Here is a 23,214-nt window from a genome sequence, read left to right on the forward strand (position 1 = left end):
CGCCCGCCCCTGAGGTCCGGCAAGCACCCGCCGGTGCGCCGGCCGGAGCCCCGGGCCCCGCCGCTGCGGCACCCACGGGTGGCGGTGCCAACGTCGAGGTGCTTCGCCGTGCGTGGCCGGAGATCCTGCAGACCCTCACCAAGATCAAGCGCAGCACGTGGGCCCTTGTGGAGCCGAACGCCCAGGTCGGCCAGTTCGATGGCCAGGTCCTGACGCTTGTCTTCACGACCTCCGGGCTGGCGGGCGCATTCGGGCGGGCCGACCATTCCGAGAACCTGCGGCAGGCCATCCACAAGACCATAGGCATCGACTGCCAGATCACCGCAACGGCAGGCGGATCCAACAGCGCAGCGAGCTCTGACCCAAACCCAAAAGGTCCTACTAGCCGGGACATACCGGCTACCACGACGGACGCGGACTGGGGACTAACCCCTGCTGTGCCCGACGCCGGACGGGAAGTGGCACCAAAGGAGCCGGCACCAGCTCCTTCGGTGGCCGCTCCTCTCCGGCCCGCTGCTTCCGCGCGGTCCGCCGATCCTGTGCAGTCCGCCGATCCGGTTCAGTCCCTTGCTCCCGCGCAGCCGGCAAATCCTCCGCAGGCCGCGAATTCGGAACAGCCGGCGAATACCGGGCAACCGGCCGATGCCGAGCGGGGCGGTTCGTACTCCTACCCCGATGACGACTGGGGTCCGCCGCTCGACGAAGATGCGCCGCCGCTGGACGAAGAACCCCCTGTGGACTGGGAGCCCCCAGCCCCGCATGAGCCACGCAGCGCGCCTTCCCCGGCCGACGCTTCCCGCCCGGCCCGGGCCTCCGTCCCGGCCAGCGTGCCAGCCCGTCCGTCCGGGGACAGTTCAGGCGACCCCTGGTCGCGCGCCGTCGAACAGGCACCCGGAGTGTGGGCCCTCGGCTCGGAAACGAACGTGGGCAAATACATGAGCCGGCCCGACGACCACACCGGGCAGGAACCGCCGGCGCCGGCAGCTCCCCGGTATGAACCGGCAACGGCCCAGGTTCCGCCCTCCGCGCACCCCACGGCGCCGGACCCCGAGCCGGACACCGCCGAGTTCGCCCCGGCTTATGCGATGGCCTCCGCGCCGGCGACGGGATCCGGCGCAGCCGGGTTCGCCCCTGGTGCGGTGACGTCGGCGCAGCCCCACCTGGCGCCAACCCGGGTTACCGCGCTGGGGACAGCACCGGCGGGGGCACCTTCCGCCGTTCAGGGCACGGCAGTACAGGGCACGGCGGCAGTGGCGGCTCCGCCGGCCGGCAACGGCAAGCTGAGCCTGTACCAGCGGCTGTCGAACAGCCCGGAGGCTGAAGCAGGGCGGGCCAAGGCACCGGCCCGCCAGCCGGAGTCCGCGGCGTCCTACCCACAGGACATCCCGAGCGCGGATGACGAAACCATCGAGGAATCGGGCGTGTTTGGCCGGGCCGCGGTTGAGCGTATTCTGGGCGGAAAGCTGATCGAGGAACGGTCGCTGGACGGAAGCCCGCTGCTGCCCCGCTACTAGCGTCATGCAACCCCGCGGGCATTCCGTGCATCGGCACCTATTGTTGCGGCACGCATAGCTCCGGCAGGCACGGCGTTCCGGCCCCGCGAAAACCAGCCAGTCACGGCCGGCAATCATCCAACCAGGTAATCGAGGACATTGTGTACGAGGGTGCAGTTCAAGAGCTGATCGACGAGCTCGGGCGCCTGCCCGGCGTCGGGCCGAAGTCGGCTCAGCGGCTGGCCTTCCACATCCTGGAGGCCGACCCGCAGGACATGAAGCGCCTCGTGGAGGCCATCACCACCGTCAAGGAACGGGTGAAGTTTTGCACCGTCTGCGGCAATGTGACGGAGCAGGAGCTCTGCAACATCTGCCGGGATCCCCGCCGGGATCCGTCCGTCATCTGTGTGGTGGAGGAGTCCAAGGACGTCCTCGCAGTGGAACGGACGCGCTCGTTCCGCGGCAGGTACCACGTGCTCGGCGGGGCCATAAATCCGATCGCCGGCGTCGGCCCGGAACAGCTGCGGATCCGTGAACTCCTGACCCGCCTCAATGACGGCGCCATTCAGGAGATCATCATTGCCACCGACCCCAACCTTGAGGGTGAGGCGACGGCGACCTACCTGGCCCGGATGCTCAAGTCCATCGGCATCACGGTGACCCGGCTGGCCTCCGGGCTTCCCGTCGGCGGTGACCTGGAGTACGCCGATGAGGTCACGCTCGGCCGCGCCTTCGAGGGCCGGCGCAACGCCCTCAGCTGAGGGGCCACCGCCCCGCAGGAAGCCCATCCAAGGCCGGAAACGGTCACAATTCAACGGCCGGCGTTGGGCGGCGATAAACTGTCAACATCAGTTACGCCGTCGTGCCGCAAGGCCGCCTGGCCTCCAGAACTCCGATTTGATCCAGTGAGGGTGCACGCATGAGTATGCCCAGTACCGATGTGAAGACCGAACCGCAGCCGCAGGAGCTGACCGTCAACCCGGCATCAACCGCCCAGCTCATTGTGCAGAAGTTCGGCGGTTCATCGGTAGCCGACGCTGACGGCATCAAACGCGTTGCCAAGCGCGTTGTCGACGCGCAGAAGGCCGGCAACGAGGTTGTTGTTGTGGTTTCCGCAATGGGCGACACAACGGACGAACTGCTGGACCTCGCCGCACAGGTCACCGATTCGGCTCCGGCGCGGGAGATGGACATGCTCCTTTCCGCCGGCGAACGCATCTCCATGGCCCTGCTCGCCATGGCCATCAACAAGTTCGGCGCTTCCGCCCAGTCCTTCACCGGCTCCCAGGCCGGCATGATCACGGACGGCATCCACGGCAAGGCACGAATCATCGACGTGGATCCGCACCGTATCCGGACGGCCCTCGACAAGGGGCATATTGCCATCGTTGCCGGCTTCCAGGGCATGAGCCGGAGCACCAACGAAATCACCACCCTGGGCCGGGGCGGCTCAGACACCACGGCCGTTGCCCTCGCCGCAGCCCTGGACGCCGACGTCTGCGAGATCTACACGGACGTGGACGGCATCTACACGGCCGATCCGCGCGTGGTGCCGTCGGCCCAGAAGATCGACCGCATTTCCAGCGAAGAAATGCTGGAACTGGCCGCGTCCGGAGCCAAGATCCTCCACCTGCGCTGCGTCGAATACGCCCGCCGCTTCGGAGTGCCCCTGCACGTCCGTTCTTCATTCAGCCAGCACGAAGGCACGTGGGTCATGCCCGGTGCCGACGACAAGATCAAGACTCAAGAGGGAGTTGCCTTGGAGCAGCCAATCATCTCCGGTGTTGCACACGACCGTTCCGAAGCCAAGGTCACCGTGGTGGGGGTTCCGGACATCCCCGGAAAAGCCGCCGCCATCTTCCAGGTGATCGCGGACGCGCACTCGAACATCGACATGATCGTGCAGAACGTCTCTACCCACGGGACCGGCCGGACCGACATCTCATTCACCCTGCCGATTGTCGAGGGCGCGGACGCCCTGGCAGCCCTTCGCGCCGCCGAGGCAGAGATCGGTTTCGAGAGCATTGAATACAACGAGCAGATCGGCAAACTCTCCCTGATCGGCGCGGGCATGCGCTCCCACCCTGGCGTTTCGGCCACCTTCTTCAAGGCGCTCTCCGACGCCGGCATCAACATCAACATGATCTCCACGTCCGAGATCCGCATCTCCGTGGTGACCCATGCAGACCTCCTGGACGAGGCCGTGCGTGTCATCCACAGGGCCTTCGACCTCGACAGCGAAGCAGAAGCCACCGTTTACGGCGGCACAGGCCGCTAAGGAATCGGGAACGGCGCACAGAAGCGGCCGCCCGCCTGGCAAAACCAGGCGGGCGGCCGCTTTCGTGTCTGCGGTAAAGCCGTTTCCCTACTCCAGGTACTTCAGGTCGCTCTTGCGGATTGCGTAGTGATGGCCTTCGGAATCCGTTTCGACTTCAAACTGCGAAAGATCTTCTTCCGAGGCGTGCTCGAAGTCGTCATGCAGGTGAACCACCGGCGCCGAGGAATCGCCCACGGACGCAGGGCCGAATACGAACCGGAGCCTGTCGGTCAGGTTCATGAAACCAGTGAGTACATGTGCCACAAGTACCACCCCCTTCCCTGATCGAAGGTAGCGAGCATCTGCTCTTCGCTACTGCCAGTGCCCTTATTTTACGCCGGGGAGGAGGAAAAGGCCCCGGCGCGCTGCGGCCTAGCGGAGGGACTTATCGTCGGGATTGCGGGGCACCACATACGTGCTGCCATCCGGGCGGCGGACCGTTTCCCACTGCTGGGTTTCGGCTTCTCGCTGGGCAAGCAGCTTGCGGTTTTCCTCGGTCATTTCGTGCCCCAGGGAGCTTCGGTTCGCGGGGCCGAAAATAGCCCTCAGCTTGCCGGTTGCGCGCATGAACCTTTGTGTTGCGTTCTCTTTTGCCACGGTGTCCACTTCTCCATATCCACACTGCTGCCAGAAACAACGATACACTAATAATTAGTGCACTAACTATTGAAGGGACATCTATGCGCGCATCCCGGAGCGAAGGAACGCAGGCCGCCGACGACGACCTCCTGCTGGAACGGCAGTTGTGCTTCGCGCTGACCGTTGCCTCCCGCAGTGTGGTTGGCGCCTACAAGCCGGTCCTCGAACGGCTGGGACTGACGCACCCCCAATACCTGGTGATGCTGTGCCTCTGGGAGTCCAGCCCGCGCTCCGTCCGTGACATCAGCGAGGCCCTCGCGCAGGAGCCGGCCACCATCTCGCCGCTCCTCCGCCGGCTGGAAACCGCCGGGCTGATTACCAGGCGCCGCGTCGAAGGCAATGAGCGTGCCCTTGCTGTCGCCCTCACTCCGGCCGGAGCAGCGTTGCGGCAACAGGCAACCTCGGTCCCCGGCACCATGATGGCCAAGCTCGGGCTTACCCGGGAACAGGTGGAGGCGCTGCACCGCACCATGATGGATCTCATCGCCGCCACCGCCGGCCCGCAGACCTAGGTTCCAGTGCTGGCCGCCAGATCACGGCAACACCGGTGAACGAACGACGCCGGCACTCACCACCCGTGGTGAGTGCCGGCGTCGTTCTGGCGTCCTGCCTTCTGGCCGGCCCGCCGGACCTGCCGCCGCTACGGGGCGGCCACGGGCCGCACCGCCACCGGCGAGCGCACACTGTTGCTGGACGACGCCCACGTCAGTGAACCTGTGGCGTAGGCGTCCAGCGGGGCTCCGGCGGTGGTGAAGGTGACCGTGAACGTTGCGCTCTCCCCCTCGCGGAGAGTCAGCTCCGCCGGGCTGACTGTTGCCTGCACGCCCGGAACCTCGACGGTGGCGCGGTAAGTTCCCGCCTTCACGGCGGTAACAGTGCGGGTGACCATCTGGCTGCCGGCCAGGGAGCCGAGGGCCACGGACGGCACGTTGACGTCCTTGGCGGCCACCGGCACCACGCCCAGGTCAATGCCGAGGCCCTGCAGGAAACCGAACCAATCAGCGAGCCCGGCATCGTAGACCAGGCCGGGGGACGCGAACCTGGACGGATCCACATGGCCGGCGCCCTGGGCAAAGACGTCGTGGACCTTCGCTCCGTCCGTTCCTACGAGGTCATACGCGGTGGTCATGATGGCGGACTTGACGGCCGCCGGGGACCACTGCGGGTTCTTGCCCAGCAGCAGCGCACCGGATCCTGCAATGTGCGGCGCGGCCATGGATGTGCCGGAGAGGAAGCCGAAGTCCTCGCCCTTGAATCCGATCGGCGAAACGGCTGCCAGGACGGCCACGCCGGGTGCCGTGACATCCGGCTTCAGGAGATCGCCGTTGGATGCCAGCGTCGGACCGCGGGAGGAGAATTCGGCAATCTGCGGGACGGCGGGAAGCGGCGCCCCCGTGGTGTCGGTCGCCTTGAGGTTGGCGGTCAGTCCCGGATTCGCCGCGACCACGTCCTTGACCTTCGGATCACCAACGTGGACGGTCGGAACACTGTGCATGTCGGCATCCAGTGAGCCTGGAACCAGGTTGACCAGCACCATGCCCACTCCCCCGGCGCGCTTCACCTCAACGCTCTTGTCGACCCGAGGGATGAGGCCGCGGTCGCACACCACGATTTTGCCCGCAGTCTTAGCGGGATCGAGCGTGTTCGGAATGCACAGTGCCGCGTCCGCATCGGCGGCGGCGGCGGCCTTGACGGCGACAGCCAGGACGATCGGCTTCGAGGCCACCTCTTCGCTCATCACGCTGGCCCCGGAGAACTTCGACCCGTCGGAGAGTTCAACGGTTCCACGGAGTGAGCTGTCGAACGTCGAAGCGGCAACACTGGTGAGCCAGGGACCGGCATGGTTGACTGTGCTGGGACCCGGGCCCGAATTGCCGCCCGACGCCGACACGAAAATTCCCGCGGCGGCGGCGTTGAGGAAGGCGAGGGAGACGGCATCCACCGTTGTGGTGTTGTTGCCCGAAATGGAGTAATTGATTACGTCCACACCGTCCAGGATGGCGTCCTGGATGGCCTTGACGATGTCCGATTCCAGGCATCCGGTCGTTGCAGGGGTAGCGCCCTCCCAGCAGACCTTGTACACCGCAATCTTGGCCGCCGGCGCGACGCCCGAACTGATCCCGAAATCGCGTCCGCCTGCCGTCTGGGCCACATCACTGTTTCCGGCTGCCGTACTGGCCGTGTGCGAGCCGTGGCCGTTGACATCCACGGGGGAGAAAAGTTCAAGCGGGGACCTCTGCTCGGGCGGAACAGCCGCTTTGTAGGCCTGGTCGTAGAAGCGGGCGCCGATGACCTTGCTGTTGCACTCTGTTCCCTCGAACCCGTCACCGGCGACACAATCGCCTACGAAGGTGCCGCCGTTGGCCTTGCGCATGGCGATCACGTTGCCCTGCAGGTGGTAGGGCCGGCCGATCTTCGGGCTCCCCGACAGCGGCGGTACAGTCTCACCCGCGAAGAACGGATTCTCCGGCGAATAGCCGGTGTCCAAGACGCCGACGACGACGCCCTTGCCTGCGTCATCCCTGCCGTCGAACTGCTGCTTCCAGACTCCGTCCGGGCCGGGAAGGCCGAGAAAATCAGTGCTGGAGTAGTCTGGCTTGCGCATCGTATCCGGAACCACGGCCAGCACACTCCTGTCACCGGCCAGCTGCTTCGCCTGTTCCGCCGACAGCGCGGCACTGAAGCCATTGACAGCCAGGGTGAAACTCTGGTCGATCCGCACGCCCTTAGCCGCCGCCGCCTGCCGCTGCTTGAACCTCAGGTGGGCGTCGTATTTGCGGGAGTTGGACCCGGAAGTGTTGAGCTTCTGGCCCTTCGGAACGGCCGTGCCCGGAATGCCGGCCACGCCACCCGAGTACGTGGCCAGCGGCTTGTCCTTGAGCATCACAATGTACCGGCCGTCGTCGAACGCTGACTGACCGGGGGACTGCCCGGGCGCGGCGGACGTGGGCGCGGCGAGCCCTTGGCCGATGACCAGGGAGAGGCCGACGGCCAAGACGGCGGGCAGCCGCCTGCTGAGCTTGGGGCGGGAGGATTCTTGGTGGCTGGTCATGGGGAGATGCCTTCCTTGGTTCTTGGACCTGCAGACCTTCGGTCCCACGAACTGGACGCTCCGCCCCCCATAGGCGTCATCACTCTTTGGTTGTAGCCGCGCACCCGTCAATGTCAGAAAGATACCGCGGACGCCGTCAAGAATCGATACCCTTCCGTTAGCGATTGCCGGACACCGTTACCGGCCCGTTCCGGACGGCCGGATGGGCCGACGGTAGAATGGGAAAAACTTGAGGAGACCCGGCATGCGCAAGCAATTCATTTCTGTGCTGCTCGCCCTCGGAGTGATGGGCGGCCTGGCTGCCTGCACCCCGGATACCGGAACGGGGGAGCCCACGGCCACCCCCGGCGCCACGAGCGCATCCCCGGGATCCACGCCAGGGACCTCGGGTCCCGCAAGCCCGGAACCCGGCGCGTCTGAACCCGGCACCATTCCCCCTGACGCCGAGACGACGGCGCCGGCCCCTGCCCCGCCCGCACCCGCTCCGCTGCCTTCCGGACCCGGAACCGGGAATGCCGAACTCGCCATCAGCGTCAAGCCCTCCCAGGACGGAACCGCCGTCAATTACACGCTCGTCTGCAAGGGTGGCGCCCCGGTGGCCGAAAGCCAGCATCCGAGTGCCGCCAAGGCCTGTGCCGCATTGAAGGGGAATCCTGCCATCCTGAACCAGCCCGCGCCCCGCAAGAATGTCTCGTGCACGCAGCAGTACGGCGGCCCCCAGGTAGCCACGGTCACGGGAGCTGTTGACGGCACGCCCGTGGAGACAACTTTCATGCTGCGGAACGGCTGTGAAATCGGCGCCTGGAACGCCGCCAAGGACATCCTGGGGTCTGCCAGTGGGGCAGTTTAGGGCCGCGCCCGGCGCACCGCTCGAAAGGCAAGTACAACCCCACGTGCTTGCAGCTGCCGACTGGCGGGAGCGGGAAGCCGCCCATGCCGCACGGGTACGCCGCTACGCAGACCCCTACCTTGCGCGCCGCTCCGCCGGCCGGAAGCACCCGGTGGAGGACTTCCTCTTCACGTATTACACGCAGAAGCCCGGCCAGCTGCTGCGCTGGCATCCGGGTGACGGCGTTGTTCTCTCCGGAGCGGAGGCGGGGCCACGCAGCACGTGGAAGTACTACCGCGCGCTCGACGACGGCGAACTCGCCGTGCGTGGCCTCCCGCCCGGCAGCACGGCGGTCACCGTGGACCGCACGGCGTTTGTTGCCGCGCGCCGCGACGCCCTGGTTTTTGCCCAGGTTATCCTGGCAGGCACCGCCGCACGTCCTGCTCAGTTCGGCTGCTTCGGCCTGCACGAGTGGGCCATGGTGTACCGCCAGGACAAGTTTGAGCTGCGGCACGAGTACCTGAAGCTGCGGCTGGGTGGAGCCGGCACTGACCAAGTGGTCGAAGACAACCGGATCCGCTGTTCGCATTTTGACGCGTTCCGCTTCTACACGCCGGATGCGCTGCCGCTGAACGAACTCTCGCCCAGCAGGGAGAACCAGCGGACCATGGAGCAGCCCGGCTGCCTGCACGCGAACATGGATCTGTACAAGTGGGCCTACAAGCTTTCCCCCGCGTTGCCGAGCGACCTGGTGATGGACTGCTTTGAACTCTCGTGGCGGGTGCGGGCCATGGACATGCAGGCCTCTCCCTACGACCTCGCCGACTGGGGCTACCCTCCCATCAGGATTGAGACGGCAGAGGGCAAAGCCACCTACGTTGAGCACCAGCGTGCGTTCTCTGCGGAGGCGCAGGTCCTGCGCGGCAGGTTGCTGGCGGCACTCGCCCCGCTCTTCGAGGCTCTGGGCCCCGACCCTTCACGAGGCCAAGCGTGACCGGCGCCGGCGCGCATCCCCCTACGCCAGGCCCGGGTCTGGACCTCGACCTGACCGTCGCCCTGACCGAGACGCCCGGGGCCCCGGAACGGACCTTCACCCTGGCCCGGCGGCCGGGACGTCCCCCGGAATCGAACCTGCCGGACCCTGCCGGGGCGGTTGCCGCCGTCGAACGATTCGGGGAAGGGATCTTCTTTCCCGTTCCGGGGCCTCCCATGCTGTGCACGCAGCAGTACGGAGGCCCGCAGGTGGCCGTGGTCACCGGAACGTTCGGCGGGCGGCAGGTGCACTGCCGGTTTTCCCTGACTGACGGCTGCGAAATTGCTCGCTGGCGTGCACTCGCCCCGCTGCTGGGCGGATTTTCCGGGTCCACCGGGGCAGTGTAAAGCGCTGTTTTTGAGACAGCAGTGGCCGGCGGTGCGTGCACCGCCGGCCACTGCTGTCAGGGTCCCCAAGGGAACCCGGTTCCGGGACCTTCCTAGACGGAGTTATCCGGAATCCGGGTCAGGTCCTCGTTGAGGACCTTTCCCTGCTCCTCTTTCTTTTTCTTCGGATCTTCCGAAGCCGGTGGGACGCCCGTGACACCTCCCGGTGTCACCACGACGCTGACGAAGGTCGGTGCGCTGGCCCCGTCGAACGTGATCCGGCCGATGTAGGAGCCGGGGACCAGGTTTTTCCACGACAGCGCCAGGTTGCCGGACCGGCCGTTGGCGAGGCGCACGGGGTCAGGCGCCACCGTGGCGTTTCCAACATTTGCTCCCAGGACCGCGGCGTCCACCGAGGCCTTGGTGGCTTGGCCGTTGGGGCTGTCGTATAGATTCACGTACATCCGGTAGGTTCCGGGTGCGGGGTTGGGGATGGACACCGATTCGCTGGCCGACGCCGTGGCCGCGACGATCGCCTGGTTACTCGGGGTAATGACCACCATGTCGAAGTCGGCATTTTCATCCGCCGAGAAGACGGACAGCTTGGCCAGCGGCGCGCCGGCCGGAACCTCGACGGTCTTCAGGAAGTTCGAGGCGTCAGTCGCGTACCTGAACGGGCCGGGGACCAGTTCGACGGCGGAGGAATCCGCCTTCGACAGTCCGTCAAGGGTCACATCAGTGGGTGAACCCGAGCCGGAGACGATGCTGATGTTTCCGGAGCCGTGGCCTCCTTCAGAGGTGAAGGCCACGTTCTTGGGGGCCACAACGGACTGCGGGCGCACCGCGATCGGGGATGCCACGGTGGTGTTTGACCCCTGCCAGACCAGCGAGCCCATGGTGAACTGCCCCAGTTTGGCGTTCTGGTTCTCGAAGGAAACCTTGAAGGTGCGCTTTTCGCCCGGAGAATTGAAGGTCAGGATGGACGGGGTCACAGTAACCTTCACGCCCGGCACGCTGGCCTTGGCGCGATACACACCGGGGGCCAGCGCGGTCACGGTCCGGGTGACCTCGATCTTGCCTGCCAGGTTTCCGAGGGAGAAGGACGGGACATTCATGTCGCGGGATTTCGTGCTGCCAAGGTCCGGAATGCCCAGGTCAACCCCGGTCCCCTGGATGAACCTCAGATAGTCGTCCCCGTCGGCATCGTAGACGAGGCCCGGACTCAACATCCGGCCCGGGTCCACCTGGCCGGCACCGGTGGCATGGACATCGGCGTTCTTGGACCCGTCGGCAAGTTTGATGTCACCGGCCGTGGTCATCATGGCCGATTTCACTGCAGCCGGGGACCAGTGGGCGTTCCTGCCCAGGATGAGGGCGCCGAATCCGGCAACGTGGGGTGCCGCCATGGATGTCCCGGACATGAACCCGAACGTGTCGCCTCCGGCACCGATAGGCGAAACGCCGGCCAGGACAGCAACGCCGGGGGCGGCGACGTCGGGCTTGAGAAGATCCGAGTCCGTGGCGACCAGCGGACCTCGGGATGAGAATCCAGCGATCTGCGGCTGCGCTTCTGCCGGCAGCCCGGTGGTGTCCTTGTTCACGAGGGAAACCGTAATGGCCGGATTCGCGCTCACCTTGGACTTGATCTCCTCCGTGGCGGGCGGGTTCACGTGGACTGTGGGCACTGAGTGCTTGTCCGCGTCGAGGGACGAATCGGTCACGTTGACCAGAATCATTCCGACGCCGCCGCCGCGCGCCACTTCTGCGCTCTTGGCTACCCGGTCATAGGTGCCGCGGTCGCAGACCACCACCCTGCCGGAGATCTTCGCCGGATCCAGGGACCCCGGGCCACACAGCCTCGGGTCTGGATCCTGTCCGGACCCCGCGTTCGCGGCAAGGACCACCCCGGCGCCGGTAATTTCGCGGTTCATGATGCTTGCGCCGCGGAATTTGCTGCCGTCGGAGAATTCAGCCGTGCCTTGAAGTTCCTGGGAGAAACTGCTGGCCGCAACCGTCGTGACCCAGGGCTCTCCGTGGTTGACGGTGCTGGCCGCGGGTCCGGAGTTGCCGGCAGACGCCGAAACGAAGATGCCGGCCGAGGCTGCCGAGAGGAACGCCATGGACACCGGATCCGTCGTGGTGGACGTCGTGCCCGAAATGGAGTAGTTCAGCACGTCAACGCCGTCCAGCACCGCCTGGTTGATGGCGTCAATGGAGGCGGAGGTGTAGCAGCCGCCGGTTGCGGGGTCGTTGTCCTCCCAGCAGATCTTGTAGATGGACAGCTTCGCCGCCGGGGCTATGCCCCCGGTCAGGCCGAAGCTGCGGCCGTCCACGAATGTCTCGACGTTGGGGTTGCCGGCGGCGGTGCTGGCGGTATGGGTGCCGTGGCTGCCGACGTCAACCGGGGAAATCAGCTCTTCCGGTGCACGGTCCGCCTTGTCGACGGTGTCCTCGAAGGCTTCCGAGAAGTAGCGGGCGCTCAGAACCTTGGAATTGCAGGCCTTGCCATCAAATCCTTCGCCCTTCTGGCACTCACCCTCAAAGGTGCTGCCGTCCGACTTCAGCATGGCGATCTTGCCGCCCGCGGTGCGGTACGGGACGCCGACCTGGGGCTCGCCCTTGAGGGGCTGCACCTCCCCTCCGGCGAAGAACGCGCTGGACGGTGTATACCCGGAATCAATGACCCCGACCACAACGCCTTTGCCCGCGCTCTCCTGGCCGCCGAACTGTGTGTTCCACGCGCCGTTGGGTCCGCTGAGCTTGAGGAAGTCGGTGGTGGAGTAGTCCGGCGCCCGCTGGGTATCAGGAGCGACCGTGAGGACGCCCGGGTCCTTGGCAAGGTTCACGGCCTGGTCCGCCGTCAGCGTCGCGCTGAATCCGTTGAGGGCCGCGGTGTACCTGTGCCGGATCTGCACATTTTCCTGGTTGGCCAGTGCTGTCTGCTTGGCCTCCAGGTGCGCCTGGTACCGCCGCACTTCCGCCCGGCGGGCGTCGAGCTTCCGGCCTTTCTGCGGCCTGGTGGCGGCAAATCCTGCGGTACCGCCCGCGTACGTGGCTGCGGGCTTGTCAGTCAGGACCACGATGTAGCGCCCCGCCTCGAAGTCCTTCGGATCGACGGTCTTGTGCTGCCCCGCCTGCGCCACACCCGGGTTCGGGGCCGCGACGGCCGGCGAAGCGGCAAGGGATGAAAGGAGCAATGGCAGGCCGGCGAACAGTGCCGCTGCTTTCCGGACCCCCCGGCTTCGGAAGAAGCTCTTTCCTGCAGAATTCACGAGTGATTTGACCTTTCATCAGGACCGGTCCCGGCTCCGCCGCCGGGCTCATGCGGCCACGCCGCGCGAGATTGACAGGTCCTGTCGTTTCCCCCATGGTCAGCCGATCCCCACAGTACCTACTGGCAGGTATTTATGACATACGCCACAAACCACTTTTTAAGTTTGTCATTTCAGATCAACAGGCCTCGTTAAATGACGGAGGCGGGCACCCGGACAGGGCGCCCGCCAATATCGGCTCAGAACACGGCCCTGCAGGGTGTCCGATCCGGAGAGGCCTGCAGGGGAGTATTACTGGCGCGGCGTGCGGACCACGTCGCTGATCCATTGGCGGGTCTTCTCGTCCACGGGGCCCGCCGTGCGGCTGTTCCTGGCGGCGCGGTCCGCCTTGATCTTTTGGAGAACCATCCTCCCCAGCCCCGCGAACACGGCGGCGGCGATCACTGGCAACAGTACGGATTTCGGTTTCTCAGCCATTCCGCAATCCTACTGACGGGGCCGACGGCGGGCCAGAGCCGCCGTCGGCCTTCACGCGAGGCCAGCGTCACTGGGGCCGAATACGGCGTGCGGCGCTGCGGCCGGTAGAATAGGCAAGCAAGCTCGCGGAGCGCCCGTCCATGTTGTGCCATTTGTGCCAAAATGCCGCAGACGAACGGCGTGAGACGGCACCACTCCGCTGCGCCCTTACCCAATGCTCACGCACAGGAGTTACCGGATGCCCCGGATCGTTGTCGACGTCATGCCCAAGCCCGAGATTCTGGACCCCCAGGGGAAGGCCATCGTGGGTGCACTCCCCCGCCTGGGCTTCACCAGCTTTAGCTCTGTCCGCCAGGGCAAGCGCTTCGAACTGACCGTCGACGGCGAGGTGACCGATGCAATCCTTGCCCAGGCAAAGGAAGCGGCGGAAACCCTGCTGTCCAACCCGGTGATCGAGGACGTCGTCAACGTCGAGGTCGTCGAGGCCTGATATGACTGAGCTTCCCCTGATTGGCGAGGCGGTCGCCGTGGCGGCCAACCCGCGCCTCGCCGGCGCCAAGATCGGCGTCGTCACGTTCCCCGGCACCCTTGATGACCGCGACGCCGCGCGCGCGGTCCGCCTCGCGGGCGGCACGCCGGTCCCGCTGTGGCACGCCGACACCGCGCTGGGTGACGTGGACGCCGTCATCATCCCCGGCGGCTTCTCTTATGGCGACTATCTCCGGGCCGGTGCCATCGCACGTTTCGCGCCGCTGATGTCCAAGGTCATCGACGCGGCCAACTCCGACGCCAAACTGCCGGTGCTCGGCATCTGCAACGGCTTCCAGATCCTTACTGAGTCGCACCTGCTGCCCGGCTCCATGATCAAGAACGACCACCTGAAGTTCATGTGCCGCGACCAGGTGCTGCGCGTTGAAAACAGCAACACCGACTGGACCCTCGATTACGAGGCAGGCCAGGAGATCACGGTGCCGCTGAAGAACCAGGACGGCCAGTACATCGCCGACGAGAAGACCCTGGACGCGCTCGAGGCGGAGGGCCGCGTGGTGTTCCGCTACGTGGGCTTCAACCCTAACGGCTCACGCCGCGACATCGCCGGCATCTCCAACGCGGCCGGCAACGTGGTAGGCCTCATGCCGCACCCCGAGCACGCAGTGGAGCTGGGCTTCGGCCCCGAGTCCCTCGATGGCATCGGCGGGACCGATACCGACGGCCTGGGCTTCTTCACTTCCGTACTGAACAAGATCGTGGGAGCAAACAAATGACCGAGATCTCCACCAGCTCGATCACCGAAACCAAGAAGTTCAACATCGACACCGTCGAGAACGCTGCCAAGACGCCGGACACGGAACTCCCCTGGGCCGAGCTGGGCCTGAAGCAGAATGAGTTCGACGAGGTCGTGAAGGTCCTGGGCCGCCGCCCCACCGGCGCCGAGCTCGCCATGTACTCCGTGATGTGGAGCGAGCACTGCTCCTACAAGTCCTCCAAGAACCACCTGCGCCAGTTCGGCGAAAAGGTGACCGAGGAGATGAAGAAGGACATGCTGGTGGGCATCGGCGAAAACGCCGGCGTCACCAACCTGGGCGACGGCTGGGCCGTGACGTTCAAGATCGAGTCCCACAACTCCCCGTCGTTCGTGGAGCCCTACCAGGGTGCCGCCACCGGCATCGGCGGCATTGTCCGCGACATCATCTCCATGGGCGCCCGCCCGGTTGCCGTGATGGATCCGCTGCGCTTCGGCGCCATCGACCACCCGGACACGGCACGCGTCATTCATGGCGCCGTGGCAGGCATCGGCGGCTACGGCAACTCCCTCGGCCTGCCCAACATCGGCGGCGAAATGGTCTTCGACTCCGTCTACCAGGGCAACCCGCTGGTCAACGCGCTGGCCGTCGGCGTCATGCGCCACGAGGACATCCGCCTCGCCAACGCCTCCGGCAAGGGCAACAAGGTGGTGCTGTTCGGTGCCCGCACCGGTGGCGACGGCATCGGCGGCGCCTCCGTGCTGGCCTCGGAGTCCTTCGATGACACCAAGCCGTCCAAGCGCCCTGCCGTCCAGGTGGGCGACCCGTTCGCCGAGAAGGTCCTGATCGAGTGCTGCCTTGAGCTGTTCAAGGGCTCCCTCGTGGAGGGCATCCAGGACCTGGGCGCCGCGGGCATTTCCTGCGCCACCTCCGAGCTCGCCTCCAACGGCGACGGCGGCATGGAGGTTGAACTGACCTCCGTCCTGCTGCGCGACCCCACCCTGACCCCGGGCGAAATCCTGATGTCCGAGTCGCAGGAACGCATGATGGCCGTGGTCACCCCCGAGAACGTCGCCGCTTTTGAAGCGGTCATGGACAAGTGGGCCGTGGAGTACTCCTGGCTGGGCGAGGTGACCGACACCGGCCGCCTGATCATCACGTGGGACGGCGAGGTCATCGTCGACGTGGATCCCCGCACCGTGGCCCACGACGGCCCGGTCTACGACCGCCCGTACGCCCGCCCCGAGTGGCAGGACGCCGTGCAGGCCGACTCGTTTACCGGGTCCGTCCAGGACACCGGCCGCCCCTCCGCTCCCGCGGAACTGGCCGCCGCCGTCACCGAGCTCATTTCCTCGCCGAACATGTGCTCCAAGAACTGGATCACCGACCAGTACGACCGCTACGTCGGCGGCAACACCGCCATGGCGTTCCCGGACGACGCCGGAGTGGTCCGCGTAGACGAGGAAACGCGCCTGGGCGTGGCCCTCGCCACCGACGCCAACGGCCGCTACACGTACCTCGACCCGTACCACGGCGCGCAGCTGGCCCTGGCCGAGGCCTACCGCAACGTCGCCACCTCCGGCGCCGTGCCGATGGCCGTCAGCGACTGCCTGAACTTCGGCTCTCCCGAGGACCCCGACGTCATGTGGCAGCTGGCCGAGGCGATCCGCGGCCTGTCGGATGCCTGCATGGAACTGGGGATCCCGGTCACGGGCGGCAACGTCTCGCTGTACAACCAGACCGGCACGACGCCGATCCACCCCTCCCCGGTGGTGGCCGTGCTGGGCAAGCTCGACGACGTCGCGCGCCGTACGCCGTCGGGCTGGCGCGAAGATGGCCAGGCCATCTATCTGCTGGGCACGACGGCGGCAGAGCTGGACGGTTCGGAGTGGTCCAACCTGCGCGGACACCTCGGTGGACTGCCGCCCAAGGTTGACCTCGCGGCGGAACGCGCACTGGGTGAAATCCTGATCAACGCTTCCCGTGACGGCATGGTGGACTCCGCGCACGACCTCTCCGAAGGCGGCCTCGCGGCAGCCCTCGTGGAGTCCTCGCTCCGCTACGGCGTCGGCGCCCGGATCGCGCTGCAGGATGTCATGGACCGCGACGGGGTTGACCTGTTCACGGCGCTGTTCTCCGAGTCCCAGGGCCGCGCCATCGTGGGCGTCCCGCGCTCCGAGGAAGTCCGCTTCACGGACATGTGCACGGCCCGCGGCTTTGCCCACACACGCATCGGCGTGGTGGACGCGGACAGCGGCCAGCTGGAGATCAACGGCGTGGAGGCACTCCCGCTCGACGCCCTCCGCGAGGCCCACGAGGCCACGCTGCCGAAGTACTTCGGCTAGTCCCCACCAAGCGCGAACGGACACTTAAGCCCCCGAAAAGAGGGCCTTAAGTGTCCGTTCGCGCTAACTGTCGGCTCAGTCTTCGCTGTGGATTTCGCGCTGGCGGGCGCTGAGGAGTTCCAGCTCGGGACGGTAGGCCACGAAGCGTTCGACGGCGGTAAGCACCTCCACGAGGTGCGCCCGGTCCGCGGCCACCAGGCCGGCGCCGAGCCGCGCGCGCCGGTACTGGTCGTGGTCCCCGACCTCTGCCACGGAGACGTCGTAGCGCCGTTTCAGCTCCGCGAGCAACGGCCTCACCAGGGAGCGCTTCTCCTTCAGGCTGTGCACGTCGCCCAGGAGGATGTCGAACTCAATCCAGCCGATCCACATGCCCTCATGTTAACGGCGTCAGATGGTGAGTTCCCCCATCCGGTCCCAGCCCTCGCCGTCGAACTGGCGGCTGATGATCTGCGGCGTCTCGGCCAGGGCCTGCGGCATGTCCGCCATGGCCTTCTGGAAGTGCGCGCTGTTGACGTGGTCCCCCGCGGCGTCATCCTTAAAAGCTTCCACGAGGACGAACTCGTTGGGGTCATCGACGCTGCGGGACCAGTCGAACCAGAGGTTCCCCGGTTCCTGGCGGGTGGCTTCGGTGAAATCCGAGACGAGCCCCAGCCACTTGTCGGACCAGTCCGGCTTGACCTTGAATTTGACGACGATGAAAATCACGGGCGGTTGCCTTTCGTTTGGGTTTTTGAGGTGTGCCAGGTGCGGGAAGCCGGTTAGCTGGCGAGTGCGTGCTCGCATTCGGCGATGGCATCGCGCGCGTACTGCTGCTGGGCCGGGGTTCCCACCCGTTCCGCCCACTGCTCGGCCAGTTGGAACTCCACGAGCGCCTCCGTGAGCCGGCCGGCACCGTGCAGGGACCAGCCGAGGTTGTTGTGCAGGGCCACCATCCACCGCCTGGTGTTCGGGTCGTGTGCGGTGGAGGCGTACTCCAGCGCGCTGCGCGTCCAGAGTTCCGCGTGGTCTGCGTCGGCAATGGCGAGCATGTGCAGGGCATCCACGGCAAGGAACTCCTCACCCAGGTGATCGCCCAGCTCCGCGGCCTGTTCAAACAGCGGAACAGCCATCGCCGGGTGCCCGCTGGAGTTCAGGAGCCGTCCGCGCTCCAGAACAATACGGACACCGATGGTGGGTTCGTCTTCGCCGTCGATGGCGTCCAGCAGGGCATCCGCTTCCTCGAAGCGGCCCTGCAGGCCGATCGCCCGGCCCACCTGGGTGGCGAGCTCGGCCCTTTCATCGGCATCGTACCTCTCGTCCGTCATTGCTTCGCGGAAGCGCTGTTCGGACAGCTCGGGGTTGTCGAAATCCCACAGTCGGTCAAGGGTCTTCTGGTCCAGCATGTACCGTCTCCTCCTCAGCTTTCGCCGGTTGCGAGTTGGCGTGCCCCTTCAATGTATCGGGAAGTGACGTGCCGTTGCGCCGCCCTGGTCAGCAGGCCGCCCGCAGCGTAGAACCAGTTCGACGGCCTGCTGAACGCCGTGATCTTCAGGAACACCGCGCCTTGGGCGTCAATCATCACCTCGAAGGCCTCCTCGCCACGCGCGGGATGGCCCGGGAGTGTTCCATACCCGAAGCCTGCTGACTGCGGGCCGGCGCCCGGTGCCGGCTGCCGCACCCACACCACCTCGCAGGGCGCATTGATGCGGAAAGGCCCGACGCCGAAGCCGCTCACGACGCGCGCGCCGGGAACCACGGCGTCGGACTCGCTGCGTACCCTCAGCCCGGAGCGGCGCTGAAGTTCCCAGGTGAGAATGCCCCGGGCCACAGCGTGGTACGTCTCAGAGCCCTCTCCCAGGTATGTCTGCGTGACGAGGCAAGGGAACCCCTCAGGGGGCACTCCGTCCTGCGTGGAACCGATGCCCGGGTAGTTCAGGCCGCCCCGCGCCAGGCGTTTGTCAGTCATTGCCCACCAGTCTGGCCCACCCCAGCTGCTCACGCTGCTTCCGGCTCAGCGACGCCACCACAAGGTCATAGGAGTCCTCCACCATGTCGCGGACCATGTCGTCCGGCAAAGAACCGTCCAGCCGGACGCCGTTCCAGTGCGTCTTGTTCATGTGCCACGCGCCGGTGATCTCGGGATGCACGGCCCGCAGCTGTTCGGCCAGTGCCGGTTCGCACTTCAGGCTCACCGACCAGTCCTCCGGATCCATGGTGGACGCCGCAAACATCTTGGCCTCGTGCCGGGCCCCTCCCGCCACGGCTGCCCTGACTTTGAAAACCGACGTTTCCGGTCCAAACGGGAAGTCCTCGAAGGCGCCCGGAAATGACAGGCAGATTTCCCTCAATGCGGTGGGATCCATGCAGCGAGCCTACAAAGCCTTCACCTGCGGTGCTAGTCTGCGAGCATGTCACCCGCTCAGGAGACGATACCGGTCCTGGATCTGCGAAGCGCACGTCAGGCCGATGGGTCGTTCAATCCGGAGTTCATTGAGCAGCTCCGCGATGCCACGCACCGGGTCGGTTTCTTTCAGGTCATCGGCTACGGCGGCGTCCCCGGCCAGGCGGAGGAACTGCTGGCACTGATCAAGCGCTTCTTTGACCTGCCGCTTGAGGAGCGGATGACGCTGGATAACCGTCTCTCTCCGCATTTTCGTGGCTATACCCGGATGGGTACGGAAGTCACACAGGGGAAAGCGGATGCGCGCGAGCAGATCGACTACTCGCCGGACCGGGAGCCACTGCAGGACTATCCCCCGGAGCAGCCATACTGGCTTCTCCAGGGCCACAACTTGTGGCCGGATGAGTCCTTGCCGGAACTGGAGCCGGCAGCGATGGCCTGGGCCGAGCTCATGTCCACGGTGGGGGCGGAGCTGATGCGCGCCATCGCCGTTTCCCTCCGCCTGCCGGAGGACTACTTTGATGAACCATTCCGTGACACGCCTGCCTGGATGGGCAAGCTGGTCCACTACGTCGGCGGGGTTGTGGAAGAGGCTGGCGATCAGGGCGTCGGCTCCCATGCGGACTACGGCTTTGTGACCCTCCTCCTCCAGGATGCCGTGGGCGGCCTGGAAGTACTTCCGCCAGGAGCCAAAGACTGGGTTTCCGTGGAACCCATCCCGGAAGCCCTGGTGGTGAACCTCGGCGAAATGCTGGAAGTGGCTACCGAGGGCTACCTCGCCGCCACCATCCACCGGGTGCAGGCGCCGCCGCCGGGCGTGGACCGCTACTCCGTGCCGTTCTTCTGGTCGCCACGGCTCGATGCGGTGATCGATCCGGTTCCCCTCCCGGCCGAACTCAAGGCGCAGGCCCGCGGCATCTCTGACGACCCGTCCAACCCGATGCTCGCCTCGTTCGGCCTGAATATGCTCAAGGGCCGGATGCGCGCCCACCCGGACGTGACGGAGAGGCATTATCCGGAGCTCATGCAGCCCTGACAAAAAGCCAACGGGCCGGCGTCAGAAATTCCCGGTGCCAGAGATTCCCGGCGTCAGAGACCGAAGTGCCAGCCTTCGCGGGCAGGGCAGGAGTTCACCACGACGTCCAACCCGGCGGCCTTGGCCCGCTCCACGGCAGCATCGTCAAAAACACCCAACTGCAGCCAGACTGCCTTGGCCCCGACCGCGATGGCCTGGTCAATCACAGGCCCGACCTTTTGCGAGTTCACGAAGCACTCCACGACGTCGATCGGGTGTTTCTCGGCCGGTATGTCGGCCAGCGTGCGGTACCCCTTTTCCCCGTGCACGTCATCGCCATGCAGATTGACGGGGATGATCTCCATGCCCATGCGGTCGCGGACGTACAGGGCCACGTCATAGGCGGAGCGCCATTCATTCGTGCTGAGGCCGACGATGGCCCACGTCCCCTTCGTTCGCATGAGGCGTTCAACCACTGCCCGATCGTTTACGTGTGCCATGCATCAAGCCTACTCTGGCGGACTTTGCCCACGATCATCGAATAAATGAACACCGGGCCGCAGACCGGGCGGGAATATGAAAAGTGCCGGGCTGGACATTGATGGGGGACAATGGCCAGCCCGGCACTCTCAGTTGGGTAATCGACGGGCGTGCCCGAAAGGTTACGCGGATTCCAAAAATCTTTGAAACTTTTTCCCGGGCGGAGTCAGGGCTTGCCGGGGTCAGTGCTTTCCGGGGACCGGGTCTGCCGGGATCGTGGTGGGCACGCTGCCGGGCACAGGGTGCGGCAGCGAAGGAAGTGACGGCAGGGGCCTGGCCGGCAGCTTGGGAGCCGCGCCGGTCCCCGGAACGGCGGGTACCTGCGCGGGCAGGTCGGGTGCCGGCGTCGGGCTCTGATTTCCACCGCGCGCCTCGGCTGAACCGTTTGAGGGGCCCGGCGCGGGCACCGCGGGCGCTGTCGGCGAGGCGGTCCCGGCCTGGACCGGCGCTGAAGGTACCGCCCCTGTGCCCGTCTGCCCAGGCAGCGCAGGCATGTCGGCGGGTGCAGGAGGGGAGGTATCGGTCTTGGGGGTGGTCGTCTGGCCAACAGGCTGGAGAATCCTCACCACCGTGTTGCCGACGCTGCGGCGGAAGTCCTCGCTGGATGCGGCCACGGCGCCGGCGCCAAGGCCCATTGCCCCGACCACTGCGGCGCTCACCACGATGCCCATCCTCCGCTGCCTGTTGCGGCGCCGGAGTTCCAGGCTGGAAACGCCCGGTGTGAGCAGGGCGGCGAGGTCCGCGCGCGGCGTCGGGGCAGCACCCTGGGCCAGTCCGCGCAGTTCCTCGAGGGACCTGCGAAGATCGGCGTCCTCTTCGAGCCCGGAATCCAGGAGGATCGCCTGGATCTCTCCTTCTTCGCGGTCTGTCGGCGTGACACTCATGATGCTGCGTGGTCCTTTTCCTTGACGAGTTCGCGCAGGGCTAGCAGCCCGCGCCGCTGGAGCTGTTTGATGGCTCCGGGAGTCTTGTTCATAATGCCGGCCACCTGTTCGACCGAAAGGTCCGCGACGATCCGCAGGACCAGGACTTCCCGCTGCTCATCGTTGAGCATGGAAAGCGTGGAGGCTATGCCGCCCAGCGACCCAAGAACCTCGTCCTCGGCGGAGCGGGACCACCTCTGGTCCTGCAGCGGGTCGAATTCGGTTAGCTGGGGCGTTCTGGCGGACCGACGCCGGTAATCGACGAGCCGGGCGTGGGCCACTGAGAAAATGAAGGTTCGCAACCCGGCGTGGCCGCCTTTGACGCCGGTCAGTTTTGGCAGGACATCCACGAAGACGTCCTGGGTCAAGGCTTCAGCATCGTCCACGCCGCGGGCGCGGAAGTAACCGAGAACTGCCGGGGAAATCGTTGTGTAGACAGCGCTGAAGCCGGAGGGGTCGCCAGCAAGGGCGGCTGACAATTCGTCGTCGCTCAGCTGGGCTGCCAAGAAGCTGTCCTTCCCTTACTGCTGGTGTGCGGCGGTAGTAAGCCTAGCCGCCGCACACCTTGCACCCCTATTTGGGGATCGCCCTGTTGCGCGGTCCCCGTGCGGGATCGTGTTATTTGCCAGCCTCGGGCAGGTCGGCAGAGGCGTCTGCTTCGGCGTGGACATCGGCGCCGCCGGACACGGACGGCGCGGCCGGCTTGGCCACGTGGTCTGCAACGTCCGGAACAGCCGGAGTGGCGGGAACGGCCGGGGTGGCCGGAACGCCGGCGCCGCCGGGAACAGCCGGGGTGGCGGGAATTGCGGCGGTCACGTCGGCACCTGCAGCATTGCCGGCGCCCGAGGCGTTGACCTTGGCGTTAACGGCGTCCTTGTCCGCTTCTACAGCAGCATCGGCGGCGTCAGCAGCCTCTCCGGCAGCCTTGGCCTTGGCGTCCGGCGTGGCCGGAACGGCGGGGGTGGCCGGGACGGCAGGAACAGCCGGCACCTCGGGGGTGGCGGGAACCTCCGGGGTGGCCGGAACGGCGGGCGTAGCGGGGGTCACCTCTGCATGCTGTGAGCTGGCTACCTGGGCAGCGTTGGCCAGTCCAATGCTGGAGAAGCCTCCAACAGCGATGATGGCGGCACCGACAGCGATCCGGGTGGTCTTGCTAACACTCTTCATAAGAAAAAAACATCCTTTGGTTGATTGAAGGCCGGACCGGGGACCGATGGGGGACAGCCCCGGTCCGGCGCTTACACATACGTAATCGCAGCGGACGCTGCGCAGGTTACGCGGCAACGGACATTTTTTTCAGGCCAGACACGACGACGGCGGGGGGGCACC

24 protein-coding genes and 1 pseudogene are annotated in these 23,214 nt (G+C 66.2%); 11 read left to right on the forward strand and 14 right to left on the reverse strand.

The features are described from left to right. From AC3A3W_RS16585 to AC3A3W_RS16595, 3 genes and pseudogenes are all read left to right on the forward strand, one after another. Positions 1-1,514, forward strand: a pseudogene (locus tag AC3A3W_RS16585) (DNA polymerase III subunit gamma and tau); the annotation flags it as partial. 140 nt (positions 1,515-1,654) lie between these two features. Beyond that, positions 1,655-2,254 (forward strand): recombination mediator RecR, encoded by a 600-nt coding sequence (recR, locus tag AC3A3W_RS16590; RefSeq protein WP_028272227.1) that lies wholly within the window; start codon positions 1,655-1,657, stop codon positions 2,252-2,254. A 158-nt stretch (positions 2,255-2,412) separates the two neighbouring features. Beyond that, entirely contained in the window at positions 2,413-3,771 is a 1,359-nt protein-coding gene (locus AC3A3W_RS16595; protein WP_487444105.1) for an aspartate kinase, read from the forward strand. 87 nt (positions 3,772-3,858) lie between these two features. Here the strand turns inward: AC3A3W_RS16595 and AC3A3W_RS16600 are convergent, their stop codons facing one another. Both AC3A3W_RS16600 and AC3A3W_RS16605 read right to left on the reverse strand, forming a co-directional pair. Next, entirely contained in the window at positions 3,859-4,050 is a 192-nt protein-coding gene (locus AC3A3W_RS16600; RefSeq protein ID WP_487444106.1) for a hypothetical protein, read from the reverse strand. A 132-nt stretch (positions 4,051-4,182) separates the two neighbouring features. Beyond that, positions 4,183-4,407: a hypothetical protein gene (locus AC3A3W_RS16605; RefSeq protein ID WP_487444107.1), complete on the reverse strand. Its 225-nt coding sequence runs from the start codon at positions 4,405-4,407 to the stop codon at positions 4,183-4,185. A gap of 83 nt (positions 4,408-4,490) precedes the next feature. On the opposite strand from AC3A3W_RS16605, the gene AC3A3W_RS16610 reads away from it, so the two are divergent. Further along, positions 4,491-4,961, forward strand: coding sequence for a MarR family winged helix-turn-helix transcriptional regulator (locus AC3A3W_RS16610; RefSeq protein WP_487444108.1), 471 nt, complete (start codon positions 4,491-4,493; stop codon positions 4,959-4,961). A 128-nt stretch (positions 4,962-5,089) separates the two neighbouring features. Here AC3A3W_RS16610 and AC3A3W_RS16615 read toward each other — a convergent pair whose 3' ends face one another. Further along, a complete protein-coding gene (locus AC3A3W_RS16615; protein WP_487444109.1) occupies positions 5,090-7,501 on the reverse strand; it encodes a S8 family serine peptidase in 2,412 nt (803 codons plus the stop codon). A 244-nt stretch (positions 7,502-7,745) separates the two neighbouring features. Between AC3A3W_RS16615 and AC3A3W_RS16620 the strand changes: the two genes are divergently transcribed. From AC3A3W_RS16620 to AC3A3W_RS16630, 3 genes are read left to right on the forward strand one after another with little or no spacing between them, the layout of a single operon-like run. Beyond that, on the forward strand, positions 7,746-8,351 hold the full coding sequence (locus tag AC3A3W_RS16620; protein ID WP_487444110.1) for an SSI family serine proteinase inhibitor: 606 nt from the start codon (positions 7,746-7,748) through the stop codon (positions 8,349-8,351). A gap of 43 nt (positions 8,352-8,394) precedes the next feature. Beyond that, positions 8,395-9,324 carry a 3-methyladenine DNA glycosylase gene (locus AC3A3W_RS16625; protein ID WP_487444111.1) on the forward strand — a complete coding sequence of 310 codons (930 nt, stop codon included), beginning with the start codon at positions 8,395-8,397 and terminating at the stop codon, positions 9,322-9,324. Next, complete coding sequence (locus AC3A3W_RS16630; RefSeq protein ID WP_487444112.1) at positions 9,321-9,710, forward strand: serine protease inhibitor; 390 nt, start codon at positions 9,321-9,323, stop codon at positions 9,708-9,710. The genes AC3A3W_RS16625 and AC3A3W_RS16630 overlap by 4 nt, the downstream gene beginning before the upstream one ends. A gap of 92 nt (positions 9,711-9,802) precedes the next feature. Here the strand turns inward: AC3A3W_RS16630 and AC3A3W_RS16635 are convergent, their stop codons facing one another. Continuing rightward, on the reverse strand, positions 9,803-12,961 hold the full coding sequence (locus tag AC3A3W_RS16635; RefSeq protein WP_487444113.1) for a S8 family serine peptidase: 3,159 nt from the start codon (positions 12,959-12,961) through the stop codon (positions 9,803-9,805). A 291-nt stretch (positions 12,962-13,252) separates the two neighbouring features. Then, positions 13,253-13,438 carry a hypothetical protein gene (locus AC3A3W_RS16640; RefSeq protein ID WP_205651448.1) on the reverse strand — a complete coding sequence of 62 codons (186 nt, stop codon included), beginning with the start codon at positions 13,436-13,438 and terminating at the stop codon, positions 13,253-13,255. Between the two features lie 238 nt (positions 13,439-13,676). Here AC3A3W_RS16640 and purS point away from each other — a divergent pair, with 238 nt between their 5' ends. From purS to purL, 3 genes are read left to right on the forward strand one after another with little or no spacing between them, the layout of a single operon-like run. Further along, the gene (gene purS / locus AC3A3W_RS16645) at positions 13,677-13,928 is read left to right on the forward strand and encodes a phosphoribosylformylglycinamidine synthase subunit PurS (protein WP_487444114.1); all 252 of its coding nucleotides are present in this window, start codon (positions 13,677-13,679) and stop codon (positions 13,926-13,928) included. Position 13,929: 1 nt separating this feature from the next. Next, a complete protein-coding gene (purQ, locus tag AC3A3W_RS16650; protein ID WP_487444115.1) occupies positions 13,930-14,703 on the forward strand; it encodes a phosphoribosylformylglycinamidine synthase subunit PurQ in 774 nt (257 codons plus the stop codon). Then, on the forward strand, positions 14,700-17,027 hold the full coding sequence (gene purL / locus AC3A3W_RS16655; RefSeq protein ID WP_487444116.1) for a phosphoribosylformylglycinamidine synthase subunit PurL: 2,328 nt from the start codon (positions 14,700-14,702) through the stop codon (positions 17,025-17,027). The genes purQ and purL overlap by 4 nt, the downstream gene beginning before the upstream one ends. 75 nt (positions 17,028-17,102) lie before the next feature. Here purL and AC3A3W_RS16660 read toward each other — a convergent pair whose 3' ends face one another. The 5 genes from AC3A3W_RS16660 to AC3A3W_RS16680 are packed head-to-tail and all read right to left on the reverse strand — an operon-like array spanning position 17,103 to position 19,369. Then, positions 17,103-17,396 carry a DUF503 domain-containing protein gene (locus AC3A3W_RS16660; protein WP_487444117.1) on the reverse strand — a complete coding sequence of 98 codons (294 nt, stop codon included), beginning with the start codon at positions 17,394-17,396 and terminating at the stop codon, positions 17,103-17,105. 18 nt (positions 17,397-17,414) lie between these two features. Continuing rightward, positions 17,415-17,732, reverse strand: a complete 318-nt coding sequence (locus AC3A3W_RS16665; protein ID WP_205651453.1) for a putative quinol monooxygenase — start codon at positions 17,730-17,732, stop codon at positions 17,415-17,417. 53 nt (positions 17,733-17,785) lie between these two features. Then, positions 17,786-18,409: a hypothetical protein gene (locus AC3A3W_RS16670; RefSeq protein WP_487444118.1), complete on the reverse strand. Its 624-nt coding sequence runs from the start codon at positions 18,407-18,409 to the stop codon at positions 17,786-17,788. 14 nt (positions 18,410-18,423) lie between these two features. Beyond that, positions 18,424-18,972 carry a DUF1990 domain-containing protein gene (locus AC3A3W_RS16675; RefSeq protein ID WP_487444119.1) on the reverse strand — a complete coding sequence of 183 codons (549 nt, stop codon included), beginning with the start codon at positions 18,970-18,972 and terminating at the stop codon, positions 18,424-18,426. Continuing rightward, positions 18,965-19,369 (reverse strand): MmcQ/YjbR family DNA-binding protein, encoded by a 405-nt coding sequence (locus AC3A3W_RS16680; protein ID WP_487444120.1) that lies wholly within the window; start codon positions 19,367-19,369, stop codon positions 18,965-18,967. Before AC3A3W_RS16680 ends, AC3A3W_RS16675 begins: the two co-directional genes overlap by 8 nt. Positions 19,370-19,414: 45 nt before the next feature. Between AC3A3W_RS16680 and AC3A3W_RS16685 the strand changes: the two genes are divergently transcribed. Further along, entirely contained in the window at positions 19,415-20,443 is a 1,029-nt protein-coding gene (locus AC3A3W_RS16685; RefSeq protein WP_487444121.1) for an isopenicillin N synthase family dioxygenase, read from the forward strand. 53 nt (positions 20,444-20,496) lie between these two features. On the opposite strand, the gene AC3A3W_RS16690 is transcribed toward AC3A3W_RS16685, so the two are convergent. From AC3A3W_RS16690 to AC3A3W_RS16705, 4 genes are all read right to left on the reverse strand, one after another. After that, entirely contained in the window at positions 20,497-20,922 is a 426-nt protein-coding gene (locus AC3A3W_RS16690; RefSeq protein WP_309990022.1) for a CoA-binding protein, read from the reverse strand. Positions 20,923-21,144: 222 nt separating this feature from the next. Then, the gene (locus AC3A3W_RS16695) at positions 21,145-21,846 is read right to left on the reverse strand and encodes a hypothetical protein (protein WP_487444122.1); all 702 of its coding nucleotides are present in this window, start codon (positions 21,844-21,846) and stop codon (positions 21,145-21,147) included. After that, a complete protein-coding gene (locus AC3A3W_RS16700) occupies positions 21,843-22,391 on the reverse strand; it encodes an RNA polymerase sigma factor (RefSeq protein WP_205651460.1) in 549 nt (182 codons plus the stop codon). The genes AC3A3W_RS16695 and AC3A3W_RS16700 overlap by 4 nt, the downstream gene beginning before the upstream one ends. A gap of 112 nt (positions 22,392-22,503) precedes the next feature. Then, entirely contained in the window at positions 22,504-23,052 is a 549-nt protein-coding gene (locus AC3A3W_RS16705) for a hypothetical protein (protein WP_487444123.1), read from the reverse strand. Positions 23,053-23,214: the final 162 nt, after the last annotated feature.

Source organism: Arthrobacter sp. Soil_N43, assembly GCF_057655195.1.

Bases quoted from the DNA above. Each gene is read 5' to 3' on its own strand.
- AC3A3W_RS16610 (WP_487444108.1), top strand. From the start codon at position 4,491: ATGCGCGCATCCCGGAGCGAAGGAACGCAGGCCGCCGACGACGACCTC.
- AC3A3W_RS16690 (WP_309990022.1), bottom strand. From the start codon at position 20,922: ATGGCACACGTAAACGATCGGGCAGTGGTTGAACGCCTCATGCGAACG.
- AC3A3W_RS16600 (WP_487444106.1), bottom strand. From the start codon at position 4,050: ATGAACCTGACCGACAGGCTCCGGTTCGTATTCGGCCCTGCGTCCGTG.
- AC3A3W_RS16615 (WP_487444109.1), bottom strand. From the start codon at position 7,501: ATGACCAGCCACCAAGAATCCTCCCGCCCCAAGCTCAGCAGGCGGCTG.
- AC3A3W_RS16705 (WP_487444123.1), bottom strand. From the start codon at position 23,052: ATGAAGAGTGTTAGCAAGACCACCCGGATCGCTGTCGGTGCCGCCATC.
- AC3A3W_RS16595 (WP_487444105.1), top strand. From the start codon at position 2,413: ATGAGTATGCCCAGTACCGATGTGAAGACCGAACCGCAGCCGCAGGAG.
- AC3A3W_RS16675 (WP_487444119.1), bottom strand. From the start codon at position 18,972: ATGACTGACAAACGCCTGGCGCGGGGCGGCCTGAACTACCCGGGCATC.
- purL (WP_487444116.1), top strand. From the start codon at position 14,700: ATGACCGAGATCTCCACCAGCTCGATCACCGAAACCAAGAAGTTCAAC.
- AC3A3W_RS16620 (WP_487444110.1), top strand. From the start codon at position 7,746: ATGCGCAAGCAATTCATTTCTGTGCTGCTCGCCCTCGGAGTGATGGGC.
- AC3A3W_RS16670 (WP_487444118.1), bottom strand. From the start codon at position 18,409: ATGCTGGACCAGAAGACCCTTGACCGACTGTGGGATTTCGACAACCCC.
- AC3A3W_RS16695 (WP_487444122.1), bottom strand. From the start codon at position 21,846: ATGAGTGTCACGCCGACAGACCGCGAAGAAGGAGAGATCCAGGCGATC.
- AC3A3W_RS16680 (WP_487444120.1), bottom strand. From the start codon at position 19,369: ATGGATCCCACCGCATTGAGGGAAATCTGCCTGTCATTTCCGGGCGCC.
- AC3A3W_RS16640 (WP_205651448.1), bottom strand. From the start codon at position 13,438: ATGGCTGAGAAACCGAAATCCGTACTGTTGCCAGTGATCGCCGCCGCC.
- AC3A3W_RS16685 (WP_487444121.1), top strand. From the start codon at position 19,415: ATGTCACCCGCTCAGGAGACGATACCGGTCCTGGATCTGCGAAGCGCA.
- AC3A3W_RS16660 (WP_487444117.1), bottom strand. From the start codon at position 17,396: ATGTGGATCGGCTGGATTGAGTTCGACATCCTCCTGGGCGACGTGCAC.
- purQ (WP_487444115.1), top strand. From the start codon at position 13,930: ATGACTGAGCTTCCCCTGATTGGCGAGGCGGTCGCCGTGGCGGCCAAC.
- purS (WP_487444114.1), top strand. From the start codon at position 13,677: ATGCCCCGGATCGTTGTCGACGTCATGCCCAAGCCCGAGATTCTGGAC.